Annotated in this window: 20 protein-coding genes; 1 reads left to right on the forward strand and 19 read right to left on the reverse strand. The window is 28.3% G+C overall.

Annotation, left to right across the window (positions count from 1 at the left end; genetic code table 11):
- Positions 1-90: 90 nt before the first annotated feature.
- From secD to ACFYH6_RS11190, 13 genes are all read right to left on the reverse strand, one after another.
- Positions 91-2,220: a protein translocase subunit SecD gene (gene secD / locus ACFYH6_RS11130; protein WP_416179944.1), complete on the reverse strand. Its 2,130-nt coding sequence runs from the start codon at positions 2,218-2,220 to the stop codon at positions 91-93.
- 158 nt (positions 2,221-2,378) lie between these two features.
- Positions 2,379-2,747 (reverse strand): TIGR04086 family membrane protein, encoded by a 369-nt coding sequence (locus ACFYH6_RS11135; protein WP_416179945.1) that lies wholly within the window; start codon positions 2,745-2,747, stop codon positions 2,379-2,381.
- 51 nt (positions 2,748-2,798) lie between these two features.
- Positions 2,799-3,074 carry a preprotein translocase subunit YajC gene (gene yajC, locus ACFYH6_RS11140; RefSeq protein ID WP_316343647.1) on the reverse strand — a complete coding sequence of 92 codons (276 nt, stop codon included), beginning with the start codon at positions 3,072-3,074 and terminating at the stop codon, positions 2,799-2,801.
- A 99-nt stretch (positions 3,075-3,173) separates the two neighbouring features.
- Positions 3,174-4,316, reverse strand: coding sequence for a tRNA guanosine(34) transglycosylase Tgt (tgt, locus tag ACFYH6_RS11145; RefSeq protein ID WP_416179946.1), 1,143 nt, complete (start codon positions 4,314-4,316; stop codon positions 3,174-3,176).
- A gap of 21 nt (positions 4,317-4,337) precedes the next feature.
- Complete coding sequence (gene queA / locus ACFYH6_RS11150) at positions 4,338-5,366, reverse strand: tRNA preQ1(34) S-adenosylmethionine ribosyltransferase-isomerase QueA (protein WP_416179947.1); 1,029 nt, start codon at positions 5,364-5,366, stop codon at positions 4,338-4,340.
- A gap of 33 nt (positions 5,367-5,399) precedes the next feature.
- Positions 5,400-6,425 carry a Holliday junction branch migration DNA helicase RuvB gene (gene ruvB, locus ACFYH6_RS11155; RefSeq protein WP_416179948.1) on the reverse strand — a complete coding sequence of 342 codons (1,026 nt, stop codon included), beginning with the start codon at positions 6,423-6,425 and terminating at the stop codon, positions 5,400-5,402.
- Positions 6,426-6,435: 10 nt separating this feature from the next.
- A complete protein-coding gene (gene ruvA / locus ACFYH6_RS11160) occupies positions 6,436-7,041 on the reverse strand; it encodes a Holliday junction branch migration protein RuvA (RefSeq protein ID WP_291707453.1) in 606 nt (201 codons plus the stop codon).
- Positions 7,042-7,273: 232 nt separating this feature from the next.
- Complete coding sequence (locus ACFYH6_RS11165; RefSeq protein ID WP_416179949.1) at positions 7,274-8,140, reverse strand: DegV family protein; 867 nt, start codon at positions 8,138-8,140, stop codon at positions 7,274-7,276.
- A 75-nt stretch (positions 8,141-8,215) separates the two neighbouring features.
- A complete protein-coding gene (spoVE, locus tag ACFYH6_RS11170) occupies positions 8,216-9,379 on the reverse strand; it encodes a stage V sporulation protein E (RefSeq protein WP_416179950.1) in 1,164 nt (387 codons plus the stop codon).
- Positions 9,380-9,394: 15 nt separating this feature from the next.
- Positions 9,395-11,581, reverse strand: a complete 2,187-nt coding sequence (locus ACFYH6_RS11175) for a stage V sporulation protein D (protein ID WP_416179951.1) — start codon at positions 11,579-11,581, stop codon at positions 9,395-9,397.
- Between the two features lie 126 nt (positions 11,582-11,707).
- Positions 11,708-12,148, reverse strand: coding sequence for a peptide-methionine (R)-S-oxide reductase MsrB (msrB, locus tag ACFYH6_RS11180; protein WP_316343631.1), 441 nt, complete (start codon positions 12,146-12,148; stop codon positions 11,708-11,710).
- A gap of 46 nt (positions 12,149-12,194) precedes the next feature.
- A complete protein-coding gene (locus ACFYH6_RS11185) occupies positions 12,195-12,578 on the reverse strand; it encodes a hypothetical protein (RefSeq protein ID WP_316343630.1) in 384 nt (127 codons plus the stop codon).
- 57 nt (positions 12,579-12,635) lie between these two features.
- Entirely contained in the window at positions 12,636-13,247 is a 612-nt protein-coding gene (locus tag ACFYH6_RS11190) for a DNA-3-methyladenine glycosylase (protein WP_416179952.1), read from the reverse strand.
- A gap of 145 nt (positions 13,248-13,392) precedes the next feature.
- Between ACFYH6_RS11190 and ACFYH6_RS11195 the strand changes: the two genes are divergently transcribed.
- Positions 13,393-13,719, forward strand: coding sequence for a DUF1622 domain-containing protein (locus ACFYH6_RS11195; protein ID WP_316343478.1), 327 nt, complete (start codon positions 13,393-13,395; stop codon positions 13,717-13,719).
- Between the two features lie 169 nt (positions 13,720-13,888).
- On the opposite strand, the gene ACFYH6_RS11200 is transcribed toward ACFYH6_RS11195, so the two are convergent.
- The 6 genes from ACFYH6_RS11200 to ACFYH6_RS11225 form a co-directional block, all read right to left on the reverse strand.
- A complete protein-coding gene (locus ACFYH6_RS11200; RefSeq protein WP_316343477.1) occupies positions 13,889-14,095 on the reverse strand; it encodes a hypothetical protein in 207 nt (68 codons plus the stop codon).
- 108 nt (positions 14,096-14,203) lie between these two features.
- Entirely contained in the window at positions 14,204-15,628 is a 1,425-nt protein-coding gene (gene lexA / locus ACFYH6_RS11205; protein WP_416179953.1) for a transcriptional repressor LexA, read from the reverse strand.
- Between the two features lie 172 nt (positions 15,629-15,800).
- Positions 15,801-16,628, reverse strand: coding sequence for an energy-coupling factor transporter transmembrane component T (locus tag ACFYH6_RS11210; protein ID WP_316343475.1), 828 nt, complete (start codon positions 16,626-16,628; stop codon positions 15,801-15,803).
- Complete coding sequence (locus tag ACFYH6_RS11215; RefSeq protein ID WP_416179954.1) at positions 16,621-18,330, reverse strand: ABC transporter ATP-binding protein; 1,710 nt, start codon at positions 18,328-18,330, stop codon at positions 16,621-16,623. Before ACFYH6_RS11215 ends, ACFYH6_RS11210 begins: the two co-directional genes overlap by 8 nt.
- A gap of 186 nt (positions 18,331-18,516) precedes the next feature.
- Positions 18,517-19,068 (reverse strand): ECF-type riboflavin transporter substrate-binding protein, encoded by a 552-nt coding sequence (locus ACFYH6_RS11220; RefSeq protein ID WP_316343473.1) that lies wholly within the window; start codon positions 19,066-19,068, stop codon positions 18,517-18,519.
- Between the two features lie 44 nt (positions 19,069-19,112).
- Complete coding sequence (locus ACFYH6_RS11225; RefSeq protein ID WP_316343472.1) at positions 19,113-19,970, reverse strand: S-adenosyl-l-methionine hydroxide adenosyltransferase family protein; 858 nt, start codon at positions 19,968-19,970, stop codon at positions 19,113-19,115.
- Between the last annotated feature and the right edge of the window lie 85 nt (positions 19,971-20,055).

A 20,055-nucleotide genomic window follows, 5' to 3' on the forward strand; every position in this document is an offset into this window, starting at 1 on the left:
ATAATGTATATTCATAAATAATACAAATGTTTTCTAAAAAAAATGAACCTCCATTTGCTTTAGGAGGTTTATTTTTTTATATTTTTGGAATTAAACTAATTTTTTATTAGACTTTTTTTCTTCTCTATGTCTTAATAAAACCCATACTGGTGATGCTATAAATATTGAAGAATATGCACCAGCAGCTATTCCTATAATTAATGGGAAAGAAAACTCCCTAACTGTAGGTACAAATATATTAACAGCAGTAATTGTTATTAAGGTTGTTAATGTTGTATTTATAGATCTTGACATAGTTTGAGTTATGCTCTTATTAGCTATTTCTGTAGCTGAAGCTCTTCTCATACTCTTTGAATTTTCTCTTATTCTATCAAATATTACTATTGTGTCATTTATTGAATATCCAACAATAGTTAATATTGCTGCAATAAATGGTGTATTTACAGGAATATTAAAAATAGCAAATACACTTATTGTAATTAATATGTCGTGTACAAGTGCAACTATAGCGGCTATACCATAATCCATCTTAAATCTTATAACAATATATACTAACATTGCTAAACAAGCTACTAATAAAGCAATTATAGAATTTCTAGTAAGTTCCTTACCTACTGAAGCTCCTATTTCATCTTGAGATAATAAAGCTTCATCTTCTAAACTATATTTATCTTGTAGAGCTTTAAATACTTCTGACACTTTAGAACTATCTAAGTCTCTTGATTTTATTTCATATTGTGTATCTGCTGCTTCATTAGTAACAGCATCAGGTACTAATGCTTTTACAATTTCATCAGCTTCTGGTTTATTAAAACCTTCTCCAAGCTCTACTACCATTTTAGTACCACCTAGGAAATCTATTCCGAAGTTTAATCCCTTTGAAACTGTAAAACCTAATCCAACTATTATCACTATTAATGATAAGACAAACCAAATCTTAGTTTTTTCAATTACTTTAAAGGATTTTATTTCTTTTTTATTACCAAATTGCCACTTTTTCTTTAATAATCCCATATCAATTGATAAGTTCATTAAAGTCTTTGTAACTATTAAAGCTGTAAATAAACTTAAAAGAATACCAATCATTAAAGTAACTGCAAATCCTTTTACTGATCCAGAACCTATGAAATATAATATTAATGCAGCAATAAAGGTTGTTGAATTTGAGTCAACAATTGATGACATAGCATTTTCAAATCCTGCCTTCACTGCACTTTTTACTGATATTCCGTTATTTAATTCTTCTTTAATTCTTTCAAATATCAACACGTTTGCATCTACTGCCATACCAATAGTTAATAGTAATGCTGCTATTCCTGGTAATGTTAGCGCTACTTTCATTTCTGTAAATACTAACAGAACTAAAGTAATATATAATGTTAATGCAATACTTGCAAATGTTCCTGGTACTCTATAGTAAATTATCATAAATAAAAATATTATTCCTATACCAATGGCACCAGCCTTCATTGCATTTGGTAAAGCTTCTGAACCTAATTGTGCTCCAACATTTGTAATTGAAACAGCTTTTATGGAAACTGGAAGTGCACCTGAGCTTATAATTCCTGCTAGTTTTGTTGCTTCTTCCATTGATGACATACCATTAATTACTGCTTTACCATTAGTAATTGCACTTTGAACTACAGGAGATGAAACTACCTCATCGTCCATATATATACTAATAGATTTACCAATATTATTTGCTGTAACTTCAGCAAATTTTTCTTGGCCATCACTATTTAATTCTAATGATACTACTGGCATTGATGTATCATCTAAAATCGCTGTTGCTTCTTTTACGTCTTTTCCTGTTAAAACTACATTTCCATCTGAGTCTTTAAACTCTAAGTTACCAGTTTTACTTAATCCATCCACTATCTCATTAGAATCATAAGCTCCAGGGACATCAATTCTTATTCTCTTTTCTCCCTCTTCAGTAACAACAGTTTCTGCTACTCCTAGTGAATTAACTCTAAGCTCTAATAACTGTTTAGTTCTTTGACGTACGTCAGATGAAACATCCTCTTCTTGTATCTCCATTAAAACGGAAACTCCACCTTGAAGATCAAGGCCCTTTGTAATTGCATTATTAAATGATTTCACTTCCCAGCCTGCTATTTCAACTCCTTTGAAACCAACAAGAGCTAGTAATATAATTACAACTACAGAAAGTACAAATAATACTGAACTTTTGCTCTTACTTTTGCTTTTCCCTTTCATGTTCTTCCCCCTCTAGTTCATTTTCATATAAATTATATTACTTATGTTAAGTAATATCAACAACTTTTTCTTTATTTTGTATATTTTTACCATATATCTGCTTAATTTATACTAATAAAAAAAGGTGCTGTAACACCAACACCTTTTTTCTTTAAAAACTAAAGATTAATTCCAAGCATTCCTGAAAAAAGTCCTATAAAGAGACATAATACAAATTTTATAAAATCATATATTGTTAAAGTAGCTTCTGCACCAAATAATATTCCAATGAAATACAGTCCTATGTAAAATATACAACCTACAGCTAATCCAACAATCCAGCCTTTACTTCCATAAGACTTCACAGCAATTATAGATCCTACTACTAATGCTAAGCATGAAATTACCACATAAATAATATTAAAAACCTTTTCTCCCATAGGTATACTATTCATTATAAAAGAAAATATTATTGATATAATTATGGTAATTACAAGTGCCCAAACTAAACCTCTTAATACACTTTTAAAATAATTTATCCACTCCATAAAATTTCACCCCCTAGTAAATATTTTATGATTTACTAGGGGGCATTATTCTTATTCTTCTGTTTTATTTATTTTGCTTGCAATTCCATTTTTAGTAATTCTTAATTTAGTTCTATCAGCACTAGTTTCAATTACTACATAGTCATCTTCAACTATTATGATTTTACCCATAATTCCGCCTCTTGTAACTATTTCATCATTTTTTTCTAAAGCTGAAACCATTTCGTTATATTTCTTTGTTCTTTTTTTCTCTGGTAATATTAATAAGAAGTACATTAATGCAAACATTAAAGCAAAAGGTACCACTAGTGATAATATAGCTTCCATTTAATTCATTCCTTCCATGTAAACTTTTTACTATTCCATAATAAAAAATATATAACATTTATATAGTACTGTCAATCTTATTAACAGATATTTAATACTTTAAGCTCTTCCATTCCACTCTTTAAGCTTTTGTTCCTTAAATTCCTTAAAGTATCCTCCATCTATAGCTGCTCTTATATCTTCCATAAGTTTATTATAAAAATAAAGGTTATGTAAAACACAAAGTCTCATAGCTAACATTTCTTTAGCTTTAAATAAATGTCTTATATATGCTCTAGTATAGCTTTTACATGCTGGACATTGACATCCTTCATCAATAGGTCTAGTATCTAGCTCAAACTTAGCATTCATTAAATTTATTTTTCCTTCTTTTGTAAATACATGACCATGTCTTCCATTTCTTGCTGGTAGTACACAGTCAAAGAAGTCAACACCTCTATCTACAGCTTCTAAAATATTACTAGGAATACCAACACCCATTAAGTAAATTGGCTTATCTTCAGGTAAATATGGAACAACTGCATCAATAATTCTATACATTTCTTCATGAGTTTCCCCAACAGCCAAACCACCTATAGCATATCCATCTAAATCCATTTTAGTAATAGTTTTAGCATGCTCTATTCTTATATCTTCGTAGCAACCACCTTGATTAATACCAAATAGCATTTGATCTTTATTTATAGTTTCTGGTAATGAATTCAATCTATCCATTTCAACTTTACATCTTTCAAGCCATCTAGTAGTTCTTGCTACTGACTTTTCTACATATTCTCTAGTTGATGGATTAGGAATACATTCATCAAAAGCCATAGCAATAGTAGATCCAAGATTACTTTGTATTTGCATTGATTCTTCTGGTCCCATAAAAATCTTTCTACCATCTATATGTGAAGAAAAATATACTCCTTCTTCCTTTATTTTTCTCATTCCTGATAAAGAAAATACTTGGAATCCACCCGAATCAGTTAATATAGGTCTATCCCAATTCATAAAATCATGTAATCCACCTAAATTAGCTACAACTTTATCAGATGGTCTTAAATGAAGATGGTAAGTATTAGATAATTCAACTTGACATCCTATTTCTTTTAAATCCATAGATGACACAGCACCTTTTATTGCTGCTAAAGTTCCAACATTCATAAATACTGGTGTTTCTATAGTTCCATGAACAGTTTCAAATCTACCTCTTCTAGCTTTTCCATCTTTTTTTAATAAAGTATATTTTTTTGTACTCAATATTTCACTTCCTCTTTTATGTTATTCTTTAATAAGCATTGAATCTCCAAAGGAGAAAAATCTATATCTTTCTTTTACAGCTGTATTATATGCATTCATTACATTTTCCTTACCTGCTAAAGCAGATACTAACATAATTAATGTTGATTCTGGTAAATGGAAATTTGTAATAAGTTCATCTATAACTTTATATTTATACCCTGGATAAAGGAATATATCTGTCCATCCGCTTTGTTCTCTTACAAAACCATTTTCATCTCCTATTGTTTCTAAAGTTCTTGTAGATGTAGTTCCTACAGCTATAACCTTATTTCCTCTTTTTTTAGTTTCATTAATTAAATCTGCATTTTCTTTATCTAAATGATAAAATTCTGAATGCATTATATGTTCATTTATATCTTCAACTTTAACTGGTCTAAAAGTACCAAGTCCTACATGAAGAGTTAAATAAGCAATATTAACTCCCTTAGCTTTTATTTCTTCTAATAATTCATTAGTAAAATGTAAGCCTGCTGTGGGTGCAGCTGCTGATCCCTTTTCTTTTGAATATACAGTTTGATATCTTTCTTTATCATCTAGCTTTTCTGTTATATATGGTGGAAGTGGCATTTCTCCAAGTTCGTCTAACACTTGTTCAAATATACCATCATAGGAAAACTCAATTATCCTATTCCCTTCTTCTATAATATCAACAACTTTACACTTTAATTTTCCATCACCAAAAACAAAGTTTTGACCTATTTTTGCTCTTTTACCTGGCTTAGCAAGGCACTCCCATTTATCTCCTTCTAATCTTTTTAGAAGTAAAAATTCAATTTTCCCACCAGTTTCTTCTTTTTCGCCTATTAATCTAGCTGGCATTACTCTAGTATTGTTTAATACTAGAGTATCTCCTTCATTTAAATATTCTATTACATCATGAAAGGATCTATGTTCTATATTCCCTGTATTTTTATCTAAAACCATTAATCTTGAAGCATCTCTTTTTTCTAAGGGATGTTGTGCTATCAATTCTTCTGGTAAATCAAAATCAAAATCACTAACCTTCATTTTATTATCTCCTTATCTTTTATTGTATATTTCTTAAAATAATTTTTGTTGCTCCCCTGTGGTTTTTCTATTACTCTTGCTTCTTCCTAAATGTTCATAAGCCTTATCTGTGGCAACTCTTCCCCTAGATGTTCTAACTATAAACCCAGTTTGTAAAAGATATGGTTCATATACATCTTCTATAGTACCAAGCTCTTCTCCAATAAAGTATGAAAGAGTTTCTATTCCTACAGGTCCCCCATTAAAGTTATCTATTATAGCCTCTAGAATCTTATTATCAACTCTATCAAAACCCTTACTATCAACTTCTAATAGTTCTAAAGCTGCTTTTGCTTCCTTATAGCTTATTACTGAATTAGAGTATACTTCTGCATAATCTCTAACTCTCTTTAACAATCTATTGGCTATTCTTGGAGTTCCTCTTGAACGTCTTGCAAGTTCATAGGCACCTTCTTCAGTTATATTACAATTTAAAACAAAGGCAGATCTTATGATAATTTCTTTTAATTGCTCTTCAGTATAATACTGCATATCACAAAGAACTCCAAATCTATCTCTAAGTGGAGAAGTAAGCATTCCAATTCTTGTTGTAGCTCCTATTAGAGTAAACTTAGGTAAATCAAGTCTAATTGACTTTGCAGCTGCTCCTTTTCCAATAACAATATCTAAAACGTAATCCTCCATGGCAGGATATAATATTTCTTCAACATTTCTATTAAGTCTATGGATTTCATCTATAAAAAGTACATCATTATCCTTTAAAGTTGTTAAAATTGCTGCTAAATCACCAGCTCTTTCTATAGCAGGTCCTGATGTAATCTTAAGTTCACCATCCATTTCTTTTGCTATTATATTTGCTAAAGTAGTTTTACCAAGTCCAGGTGGTCCATATAAAAGTACATGATCTAAGGACTCATTTCTGTTTTGTGCAGCTTTTATAAATATATTTAACCTTTCCTTAACCTTGTCTTGACCTATGTATTCTTGTAAATTTTGAGGCCTTAAACTTAAAGTACTTCCATCTTCAAAAATTTCTTGTGGAGTTATTATTCTTTCCATTTATTCACCCCTAACCCATAAGAACCTTTAAGCAATTCTTTATAATATTTTCTATGCTGTCATTTTTATCTACCTTCTTTATAGCTAATTCTGCTTCTTTTTCAGAATATCCTAATGCTAAAAGTGCTCCTAAAGCTTCAGCTATATTATTAGCATTTTCAGGTACAATATCTTCAAAATCTCCGATATTTTCAATACCTTCTGCCAAGTCTTCCTTCTTAATCTTATCTTTTAATTCTAAAATAATTCTACCTGCAGTTTTTTTACCTATTCCAGGTGCCTTACATAAATGCTTGTCATCTCCCATCATAATTGCATATCTTAGATTATTAATTCTACTTATAGAAAGCAATGACAATGCAGCTTTAGACCCAACTCCATTTATAGAAATTAAAAGTTTAAACATCTCAAGCTCTTCCTTAGTATCAAATCCATATAGTCCTAAAAAATCTTCTCTAACTATTTGTTCAAGATAAAGCATTACTTCTTCGTCTATTTTAGGCATAGCTGACATAGTTGCTCCTGAAGTAAAAATTTTATATCCTATTCCATTATTTTCAACAATTATATAATCTTTATTTATTCCTTTATATCTACCTATTATATATTCGTACATACAACTACCCTTTCTTTATGCCAATATTAAAATTATTTTAATTCAATTTTTAATCTACACTATACTTTATCATTATAGCTTAAATAATTCAAGGTAAAAGGAGCATCATAAATAATTCTAATTGCAATATTTATAGCTTATAGTAAAATGCATTAACAAAAATCAAATAAAAAAACTCCTTTCGGAGTTTTTTATGAATTTATCTTAAATTATACATTATTAAATTTTAATACTATCTACTATTTCCAATGAAAAATAATGCCAATGTACCTGGTCCTGAGTGACTACCTACTGCAGGTCCTATATTATTAATTATAATTTCTTTTACTCTTATTTCACTTAATATTAATTCTTTTAAACTTTCTGCCTCTTCTATACAGTCTCCATGACTAATAAATATAGTTTGATTTTCAGAATCTACAATATTTTCTTTAAGTTTGTCAAACAAATCTTTAATAGATTTTTTTCTACCTTTTACCTTTGATACTGGAATTAGTCTTCCTTCATTATCAACATGCATAATAGGTTTTATACTTAGCATAGTTCCTACTATAGCTACTGTACTTGATACTCTGCCGCCTCTTTTTAAATGATTTAAATCATCAACAGTAAACCAATGATTTACTTTAAGCTTATTTTCTTCTAGCCAATTAATAATATCTTCTTTACTTTTTCCATCCCTTAGCATATTAGCTGCATAATATACAAGTAAGCCTAAGCCCATTGATGCACTTTTCGTATCTACTATAGTAATATCAGCATCTTTTATTTCTTCATCTATAAGTTCTTTTGCTAATCTTGCACTATTAACACATCCACTTAAGGCTGAAGAAAATCCAATATATATTATTGAGTATCCTTCCCTTACATATTTCCTGAAATTTCTTTCAAAAGTATCTACGTTTACTTGTGATGTTGTTGGTAACTTACCATTTCTTATAAGGCTATAAAAATCCTTGTGTGATATACTTCTGCCTAAATCATCGGGGATATCTTCACCATTAATATTCACTATTATTGGCATAACTTGAATATTATTTTCCTTAACAAAGCTTATAGGTAAATCACAACAAGAATCAGTGAAAAGTATAGTCTTCATTACATTCCTCCTATATTGCCAAATATAACTTCATTATAATAATATTTTATTCTTTTATATTTAAGTCCTATTTTATTATATTTCTTCATCTTTGCTCTGTCTAGATATATTAAGTAATATTCCCATTGCTCCTAAGTTAAATACTAAAGATGTTCCACCATAACTTATAAAAGGCATTGGAACCCCTGTTACAGGCATTGAACCACTTACAACAGCTATATTAATTAGAGCTTGTAATGCAATAACTGAAATTATTCCAATAGCTAATAAAAATCCATAATTATCTCTTGCTTTTACAGCTATTGTGGCTCCTCTAATTACTATAAACATAAATAGTACTATAATAAAAATACATCCGATTAATCCAAGCTCCTCACCTATAATTGAAAAAATAAAATCATTATGAGGCTCTGGCATAAACAAAGCTTTTTGCCTTGAATTTCCAAGTCCAACTCCAAATATTCCTCCTGATCCTAATGCATAAAGGGATTGAATTAATTGATAACTATCTCCAGATGGATCAGCCCAAGGATTTAGAAAGCTTGTAAGTCTATCTAATCTATAGCTTTGAGTAAATATTAATGCTAGCCCTGCAGCAAGTCCAACTGGTATCAATGATAGCAAGTGACTGATTTTTGCTCCTCCAACTAAAATCATTATAAAAGCAACCATCATAATTATAGCTGTAATACTTAGATTTTTTTCAAGTAATATAAGAACTGCAAAAACAGCTGCTATACATAAATAAAATATTGTACCTTCTCCAAACTTCTTAATCTTACCCTTTCTTTTATCAATAAGTAAAGCTAAATAAAGAACCATTACATACTTTGCAAGCTCAGATGGTTGAAAGGATAAAGGCCCTAATCTTATCCATCTTACTGCTCCATTTATATCAGCACCAATAAATAAAACTAATACTAAAAGTGCTAGGGTAATCATAACTAGCCATGGAGTAAACTTTTTATAAATATGATAATCTATAGACATAGTAGCAGCCATACCTATTATACCAACAATTACCCAGGTTATTTCCTTTATAAAATAGTACTCTGTATTATAAACATCTTTTTGATACAAGGCATAGTATGAACTTGATGAATATACCATTACAACTCCAATAAAAAGTAATAATAATAAACCACATAATAATGCATAATCTATGCTTTTCATATTAATTTTTTTAAATTTTCTTCTTTTAGCTCTGCTTCTTGAATTTACATTATTAATTTTATTCATCTTATCTCCTATTAATTATTCTTTTAAATCTAAAGAAATCTTCGTTCCCTTCTCAATAACCTTTCCTTCAATAACATTTTGTCCAGAAACTATACCCATTCCATTAGTTGTAAATTTTAAATTCAATCTATTTAATATTTCACTAGCTTCCTCTAAAGTTTTTCCTTTTAAATTAGGCATTATAATTTTATTTGAATCTATCTTATCCTCTGATAAATTAACACTAATAGTTGATCCTGCTTCTACTAATGCCCCAGGATAAGGCTCCATATTAGTAACCTTAGAAGAAGAATCTTCTATACTTATAGATAAATTATATTGCTCTAATATTTTTTGAGCCTCTGAAATACTTTTCCCTCTAATTTCTGGCACCACTACAGGTGCTTTTTCTGTATATTTTTCCTTATATACTTGTGAATCCATATAATTAAATAACTCTGTAAGTAATGATTTTAATATTGGAGTAGTAACAGGTCCCCCATAATATTGACCTGCACTTGGTTCATTAACTTTTATATAAATAGTTATTTGAGGATCTTCTACTGGATATAATGCTAATACAGATGCTATATATTTATCTGAAGAATAACCTCCATTTATAGAATCTATAGTTTGAGCAGTCCCTGTTTTTCCTCCTACTCTCCTATCCTTCCCCATAAAACTTCCAATTGCTTGTCCTTGATTAATTGTTCTTTCTAAGTAATCTCTTAATGTAGCAGTAGTTTCTTCAGAAATTATTCCCTTTTGGATAGTAGGTTCAAATATTTCATCAATCACCTTTGTTCCATTGCTAGCTTCAGAACTTATTTTTTTCATTATATGAGGTTGAATTAAATCCCCTCCATTAGCTATAGCATTAAAAGCTGTTAGTAATTGAACACTATTTACTGTATTAGTTTGTCCAAAAGCAATAGTAGCTAAGTCCATTTCACTCATATCACTAACTGACTTAACGATACCTTCTGATTCTCCTGGTAAATCTATATTAGTTGTTTTACCAAAGCCAAATTTATCAATATATTCTTTAAGTTTTTCACTACCAAGCCTTGCTCCTAGTTCCATAAATCCTACATTACAAGAATTTTGTAATATTTGAGGAAGAGTTTGAGTTCCATGTCCTGATGTATTCCAGCATTTTATTGTTGTAGAACCAAATTTTACTCCACCATCACAATAAAAAGTATCATTTTCACTAGCTGTTCCTTCTTCTAATGTCGCTGCCATAGTAATATTTTTAAATGTTGATCCTGGCTCAAAGGTATCACTAATTGCACTATCTCTAAACATATTTTGAAGCTTTTCAAAATCATCTTCTCCGGCAAATTTTTCATAATCTTCATAAGGAGTGTTTGGATTAAAATCTGGCTTATTTACCATTGCTAATATTTCTCCATTATTAGGATTCATAACAATTATAGTTACCTCTTTAGCCTTATTATCTGTATATCCTTGTTCTGCAGCTTTTTCAGCCATTAATTGTATATTTTCATCTATAGTTAATTCAACATTTTTCCCATCTACAGGACTTGAATATTTAACTGTTTGATAAGGTAAGTCCTTTAAACTTCCATCTATTTCCGAAATTTTATTTCCATCTATTCCAGAAAGTTCATAATCATATTCTAATTCAATTCCATTTAATCCTATGTTATCAGAATTTACACTTCCAAGAACATGAGCTAAGAAATTATTATTAGGATAATATCTTTTTTGACTAATAGATGTTACTACACCATATATATTTAATGCTCTAATTCTATCAGAAGTTTCCTTATCTATTCCTTTTACCAAAGTACTTGTGGTAATTTTTACACCATCTTCACTAGATGGATTTAACTTTTCATTTACCTCTTCTATACTAAGTCCTGATGCTTCTGCTAATGCCTTTGCCACTTCTTCTTTTGTTGTCTTTTCATCTTGAATATGTATATCTATGGCTTCTAAATCTAAATCAACATTATAAACATCTATTGATGTTGCAAGTATTGAACCATTTCTATCAACTATATCTCCTCTTGTTGCTTTTACTGTCACATGAGAATTCCATTGTCCTTGAGCCATATGCCTATATTCCTTACTTTTATAAACCATTATATATGTTAGTTTACCAATTAAAAACATAAAGACTAAACAAACGCATATGGTTACATATAAAGCTCTTTCTCTATTATTTTTTTTATTACGTTTACTACTTTTACTCATCCTAGACCCCCATGGTTGTAATTGTATTTTCATAGGTTTTATATCTATTATAACAAACATTAAATAATTATGTAAATTACTACATGCTCACAAACATAAATAAAAAAGGTGGAAACCACCTTTTTCTTATTTATCAAATAAACTTAAATATTCTTCGTATCCTTCTTCTTTCATTTTGTCTTTAGGTATAAATTTTAATGCTGCTGAATTTATGCAATATCTAAGTCCTCCTAATTCCTCTGGTCCATCACAAAAAACATGTCCTAAATGAGAATCTGAAGATTTACTTCTTACTTCTGTTCTTACCATTCCATGACTTCTATCTACTTTTTCATTAATTAGCTTTCTATCAATAGGCTTTGAAAAAGCTGGCCACCCACATCCTGAATCAAACTTTGCATCTGACACGAATAAAGGCTCTAAAGAAACTATATCTACATATATTCCTTCTTCAAAGTTATCGCAATATTCATTTGAAAAAGGTGCTTCAGTAGCATTTTCTTGAGTAACCTTATATTGTAATTCTGTTAATCTATCTTTTAATTCATCTTTATCATATTTATTCATTTTTCACCCTCCATTTATTTATATTGTAGATATTATATTTAATTTTTTACTTATTTTTTGTAATAAATATTCTTTTTATTATAGTTTGCGGTGGATTAGATTTAGTCATAGCTTCACTTACTCTCATATAAACTAAATCTCCCTTTTGAAATTCTATCTTTTCTTTTTTATCGTTAGAAGAATTCATAACTTTAGTTGTATCATCAATTATTCCTACAACTTTTATTTTGTTTACTTCTTTATCTTTTATATAACCCTCAACGGTTATTCTAACAGATTTATTATCTTCACTTTTTTCTACATCTATAATTTCGCCAATAACAACTGGACTTTTAGCATTCATTGCTTTCTCTGGTTCTGCGGCTCCAATTAATATAGAAGAAAATATTAATAATGAGCAAATTACTAATAATGATTTTTTTAATTTCATATATAAACCTCCTTGATATAAAATCATTATTAGTTTTATACAAAACTATATAAATATTCATTTTTTTGATACATAACTATTATCTTTAATATAGAATCTCCATAAAAAGTCCTTAGCTTCTTCAGCATAATCAATGCCTATTCTTTTTGTCTCAACTATTTCGAAATTTTTATTGGGATTATGTTCTAAATATAAATCACCTTCTAAGTATAGTTTTTTATAATTATCACTTTTAGTTATATTAAGGGCACTACATAACTTTGCAGGTCCATTAGTTAAATTCCTTTTTTGAGTCTTAGTTAACTCTTCATAATTTTTATTAAATCTAATATTAGCAAGGTAATCAAAGCTATCTAATGGTTCAACTGCCCTTATTAAAACAGCTTCTGGCTCATCTTTTTTATTAGTTACAATATTAAGACAGTAATATAAGCCATAAATAAAGTAAACATAAGCTATGCCTCCATCCTCAAAAAGAGGTTTTGTTCTTTCAGTCTTTTTATAATCGTAAGCATGACATGCCTTATCAGTAGCTCCAATATAACTTTCAGTTTCAACAATCATAGTTTTAATCCTTTTGCCATTAACTTCTCTTATAAGAAAATCCCCTAATATATTTCTGGCAATATCTATTGCTCCTTTTTGATAAAAATCCTTACCTATAACCATATTTCTTCTCCAAACTATTTTTATATTTATAATTATATATTATTTTCTATTTTTCTTTATTATTTATTCCTTAATTTTTTATTTCACTTATTTTTTTATCTTTTATTGAAATAATAAATAATATAAAAGCAAGGTGGTGCTACTTATGTTAGAAAATTTTATAAAGACTATTCTTCCGCCATTAATAAATATACTAGAATTAATAGGTATTTTTGTTATATGCGTAGGTTCTGTTAAAGCCTTTTATCACTATATATTTTCTTTAATTAAAGGCAGTTATTATCCATTAAAATGGGAATATGCAAATTCAATGGCAACAGCTCTTGAATTTAAACTTGCAGCAGAAATTCTTAAAACAGTCATTGTTAGAAATATTAATGAACTAATTATCTTAGGTTCAATAACTCTAATAAGAGGATTTTTAACTTTAATAATCCATTGGGAAATGAAATCAGAAAAACCTAGAAAATAAAATAAATAGCAAAGATAAAGGAGCTTAATAAGCTCCCATATCTTCGCTATTTTTAAATTATTTAATGACTTTATGGTTCCATTATTATATATAATATTTTAAACTCATAAATTATATAGTTTATTATATCTCTTTTTGTAATATTGTCAATAACTTTAAAAATTATACCTTACCACTCTATTACTAGAACACTAACCTCATCTTTAGTTAAAGATACCTTATATCCATGAAAAATTAACCAAGTTAAAAGTTCCTTTTGTATTTCTTCATTATCACAAACTATCAAAGCAGAAATCTTATTTAAATTTCTTTCTTTTGCATAGTTAATATGATCTAAAATCTTTCTTTTTTGATTTACTATTAAATTCTCAACCATATAATATCTCTCCCTTCATAGCATATAATATTCCTATAAATATTATATTATGTTAATTATTTTCTGGGAAATAATTACAAAATGGTGATGAAAAAAGAAGAGATATTTTTAGTTTATCTCTTCTTTAATTACTCCTATAGCTACACCTAATATACTTACATTCCTATTAGTTAAATCTATAGGTGAGTATAATGAGTTAGCTGGCATTAATTTAGGGCTATCATCATTTAAATTTAATGTTTTTAAAGTTGCTTCTCCATCTAAATTAGCTGCTACTATATCATTATGATTTGCATTTGCTTGCTTTTTGATTACAACTAAGTCTCCATCACAGATATTCTTATCTACCATGGAATCCTCCTTTACTCTTAATATAAAGGTGTCCTTTCCTCTTTCAAGCCAATACTTAGGTAAATAAAATGTACCTTCTATATTATCATTCATTTCAATAGGATTACCAGCAGCTATATTGCTAAACATAGGTAAATCTACCAATTCTTCTTTATTGTATATAGTATTATCATTATCAAATATTTCTTTATCATTAGAAGCTGTATCTATCTTAAACTCTACTACATCTTTATTCTTTAAATTTATATATTGGAATTTTTCTATTGTATTAATTACCTTCTTTTTCTTTTCAAACTTTAACTTAAAACTAAAGCTTTTTCCCTTTACATCAACACCTAGACTATTAAATTTTCTGCCCTTTATCATCCATGAGTTTTCTTTATTATTTAATTCACTATTAAGTATAAAAATAAAAGATGAATATGACTTTTCTTTATAAATAGCCTTTATAAAATCTATTTCAGCTTTAGTTAATCTTTCAATATCATCTAAAAATATATGACTATATATTCCTTTATATTTTTTAATATACTCAAGAGCAAAGAGAACATGATCATATTTATCAATAAGTGAATTCACATATAATTTATTATTATACATCTCTTTAATATTATAAATTGATTTTCTTGTATATGATGCTTTCTTAATTCTATTCTTTCTACCCTTCCTATCTACACTTAAATATTCATCTAAGGATAGATTACTAGCTTTAATCCAAGATATCTCATCTAGTAAAAAATCTAATGTAGCCTTCTCAATAAACTTAGATTTTTTATAAAACTTTTCTATTTCATTTTTTAAAGATTCTAATATCTCTAATGCTTCTTTTTTATCTACTATCTTAAATACTTGTCCTTTTTCTCTTACATAAGCATTATAATATGTATTAATTAATTCCTCAAAAGTCATTATATTTACTCTATTTGTTTCTAATGAAAATAATGAATAAAAATACTCTTGATTATTTTCTTTATTATAGAGATTATAAGCTTCAGCATTTTTACTATAATTAGAAGTTACAAATAGTATTTTATCATCTTCGTAAAGGCAATAGTTATTTTCTAAGTTTAAAGCTTTATAGATTGATGCTGTACTTTTTCCTGTGCCTTCCTTTCCCTTTAGAACTTGATACCCAGATGACTTATGTCTTATAAACTTATCTTGAGCTTTTGTTAATTCCATGATTTCACCGCCTTACCCCTGTCCAATTATTTATGTATTTTTATAATATATTCTATATAGATTTCTGTCAAACAATAAAATAACTTACAATTAAAGGATAGTAACTTAGACTACAGTACATAGACTAATTTACTATCCTCATTAAAGTTTAATTAACTATATTTTGTTTATTTTATATAAAGGGATTATAAAATCTTCCATTGTTAATTTTAACAGATATTATAGCTATAATTAACAAGGCTGTAGCTGAAGCTATTATAATATAATCACCTTTTTCAAATTTTCTTCCATTGTACCAAGTACGTTTTTTATTTTTCCCAAAAGCTCTTAGTTCCATAGCTGAACCAATACTCTCTATTCTATCTAAGCTTGAAAAAATTAATGGCATTAATATTGAAGCTGAATTTTTTATTCTTTTTGTTAATTTTTCTTTTTTAGACATATCTATTCCTCTAGCTTGTTGTGCAAAAGATATATCTTGATAATCACGTTGAACATCTGGAATATATCTTAAAGCAATGGAAACAGAATAAGCTATCTTATAATTAACACCAATTCTATTTAGTGATGCAGCAAATTCACTTGGATTAGTTGCAACCATAAATAATAATGCCATTGGTATTATAGAAAAGTATTTTATTGTTATATTAAATTGATAAAATAATTGTTCTAAAGTTACTGTATAAGGTCCTACAATTTTAAATAAATCAGTTCTACTTCCATATACTTGTACTCCTTCATATGGAGAAAAAATAAATATTGCCAAATTATTCAACAATAAAAATATTAATATAAAATAAAGTACAAATGATACTTGTTTAAACTCTACCTTGGAAATTTTAAATACAACTATACTTAAAACAAACATTAATATAAGTAATCTTGTATCATAAGTAATCATAGATGCTATAGCCCATATTATAAATGCAATTAACTTTGCTGCACCAGTTAACTTATGAATAGGGGAATCTATATTGGAATACTCTAACATTTTACTCATATGCTCTAATCCTCCTATCATAATCAATAAATTTCTTCACAAATTCTCTTGGATTATCTAAATCAGCTTTTATTGCTAATTCATATAAAGATGTTTCTTTTAAATTTGCTTCATTTATAACATTTTTGTCTGTAATAATATTTCCAGCTACATCATCAGCTAATTTTAAACCATTTGAAAATACAATAGCTCTATTAGTGTATTCAAGCATTAAATGCATGTCATGAGTAATCATTATAATTGTTACACCTTTTTGGTTTAATTCCTTTAAAAACTCCATAATTTCAGTGTAATGTTTAAAATCTTGCCCAGCTGTTGGCTCATCTAAAATAATTACTTCTGGATTTAATACTAATATAGATGCTATTGTTACACGTTTTTTCTGTCCAAAACTAAGGGCTGAAATTGGCCAATTACGGAATTCATATAATCCACAAATTTTTAAAGTATCAAATACTCTTTCTTTAATTTCTTCTTCATCTATTCCTCTTACTCTAAGGCCTAATGCAACTTCATCAAATATCATTGTTTTAGATATCATTTGATTTGGATTTTGCATTACAATTCCAATTTTTTCAGCACGTTCTTTAATGGTTTCATTAAGTATGTTCTTACCATTAAATAATATTTCACCATCTGTCGGTTTATAAAAACCACAAATTAGCTTTGATATTGTAGATTTTCCAGCACCATTTCTTCCAACTATGCTAATCATTTCACCTTTTTTAATTTTAAAGGAAATGCCTTTTAATATTTCTCTATTTTTTTCATAGCCAAATTTAACATTTTTTAATTCTAATAATACTTCATCTGATATTTCTTTCTTTTCCTCAAAAGTATCATTATACCAGCATTTTAACTTATCTGTACATTGATCTAAATTTAATGTATTTATATGTTGTGGGTTAATATTAGAATTCACTTCACATTTAGCATATTTTAATGCCGTAATGTAAAGAGGTTCACGGATACCAACCTCTGAAAGTATATTAGAGGCTAAAAGTTCTTTTGGTGCCATATCTGCTACTATCTCGCCTTTATCTACAACAATTATTCTATCTATATCACAATGTAATACATCTTCTAGTCTATGCTCTATAATTATTATTGTTTTCTTTGTCTTTCTTTTTATCTCATCAATTAATTCAATAGCATTTTTCCCCGTTGCTGGATCTAAGCTTGCTAGTGGTTCATCAAATAATAGAATATCTACATCACCAACCATAACTCCTGCTAAAGTTACACGTTGCTTTTGTCCACCAGATAAGCTATAAGGTGCTAGTTCTAAATGATTATCTATATCAACAATCTTAGAAGTTATTTTTACTTTTTCCTTCATTTCATCTTGCTCAACACAATCATTTTCTAACTTAAAGGCAATATCCTCTGCTACAGTTAATCCAATAAATTGACTATCTGGATCTTGAAGAACTGTACCAACTGAATTGGATAATTCAAAAATACTCATATCTCTTGTTTCTTTTCCATTTATTTTTAAACTTCCTGAAATATTTCCTTTATATGAAAATGGTATTAATCCATTTATACAATTTGAAATTGTGCTTTTTCCTGATCCAGATGGTCCAACAATAAGAACTTTTTCACCTTCATATATAGTTAAGTTTATATTATTTAATGTTGGCTTTGCTTGAGCTCTGTATTGGAAAGTAAAATTTTTGAACTCAATAACAGGTTTTTTCATAGCAAATCTCCCTTTACAATAAAATATAATATTAAAGATTTTATCTCCGACTTTAAATATTACTATATTTTCTTCAATATGTACACAAAAAAATCATAGATATTATATGTAATTAATACATTTTATTTATATATCTAAAAATAAAAAATACCAGAAACCTAAAGTCTCCAGTATTTTAATTGGGTATTATTCCCTATCTAAACTTCCTTTTTTAACTCTAGTTTTTGAATAAGTATTAATTAAAAAAGTTCCTAATAATCCAACTGTAATAGAATTAGAAATAGCAGCTATTATACCTTGTAAATAAACCTTATTAACTGGCTCTGCATAAATAATAATGTCTAGTGTAGGTGCAATTATAATCCATGAAATAACATTAGCAGCTACTTGATAAATATTAAATATAATAATTTCTTTCTTTTGAAATTCTCCTTCATTAACCTTTAGCTTATTCCATGCTAATCCCAGTATTAAACCTACTCCTGCAGAAGCTATAACCCAACTAAACCAAGGTGAACCATAGAATACTAAATCTTTTAATGCGTGACCTATAAATCCTATAGATAAACCTGCTATTGGTCCATATAAAGCTGCCATTAAAGCTAAGAATGCGTAACTTGTTTCAATATTAGTATTTGGTATTCCTGATGGAATAGAACCAAAACGTCCTAATATCATAAATACTGCTGCTCCTATTCCTATTGCTACTATAGTTTTAATAGATAAATTCTTTTTCATTATAATTCCTCCATATAATAGTACTATCAGTGCTATAATTTTTTTTATTCATATACTAATCTTGGAGCTTTTCTTATAGATATCATCCAATTTGTACCTGTTTCTATATTGTAAGCCTTTGAGAAAGAACCTTGATTTATAGCAACTGCTAGGTTATCTAATGAATTAACATATACTAAAGTTTCTCCTACATGAACATCAGCAAAAGATTTAGCATATACCATTATATTTCTATAAACTTCTCTCTTGTTATTCTTAATAGATACTTCAACTTTATCTCCATAATTAATACCTAAGCTTACAAATAATTCTCTTGATATATTAGTCCATAGGCTACCAAATCTTACATCTAAAACATCAATAGATCCAGTAACAACATCATTTTCCTTGCATGCTTCAACTACTGGAAGTTCTACAACCTCTTCTACTGGTATTTCTGGTCCAACTTGTTCAAAAGTTATAACACCAGCTGCAAGTCTCGCACCTGTATATGCATATATATCTCTTCCATGGAAAGTATACGATGCTCCTGAATTAGGTAATCTATTAATAGTTTCATCGATTTCTCTAGCTTCTACAATTCCACACATACGCTTAATATGAGTAAGAGTTCCATTATCAGGAGTAATTATATACTGACCTGTAGCAGTTTTAACACCTATACTCTTTCTATTAGAACCTACTCCTGGATCTACTACTGATACAAATACAGTGTCCTTTGGCCAATATACTGTAGTTTGAATTAATCTATATGAAGCTTCCCATATGTTATATTGTGGTATTTCATGAGTTAAATCAAATAATTGTAAAGACTTATCTACTGAGTATGCCACCCCATACATAGCACTTACTGCTCCATCTACTATTCCAAAATCTGATTGAAAAACTAATGCATTTTTCATTTAATCTCCTCCTTTGTTCAAATACATTAAAAGTATATAATACGAATAATGATAAAGTCAATACATTTTTTGTTCGTAAATATAA

Origin of the sequence: Clostridium sp. HCS.1, assembly GCF_047900555.1 — a bacterium.
GTDB lineage: Bacteria > Bacillota > Clostridia > Clostridiales > Clostridiaceae > Clostridium.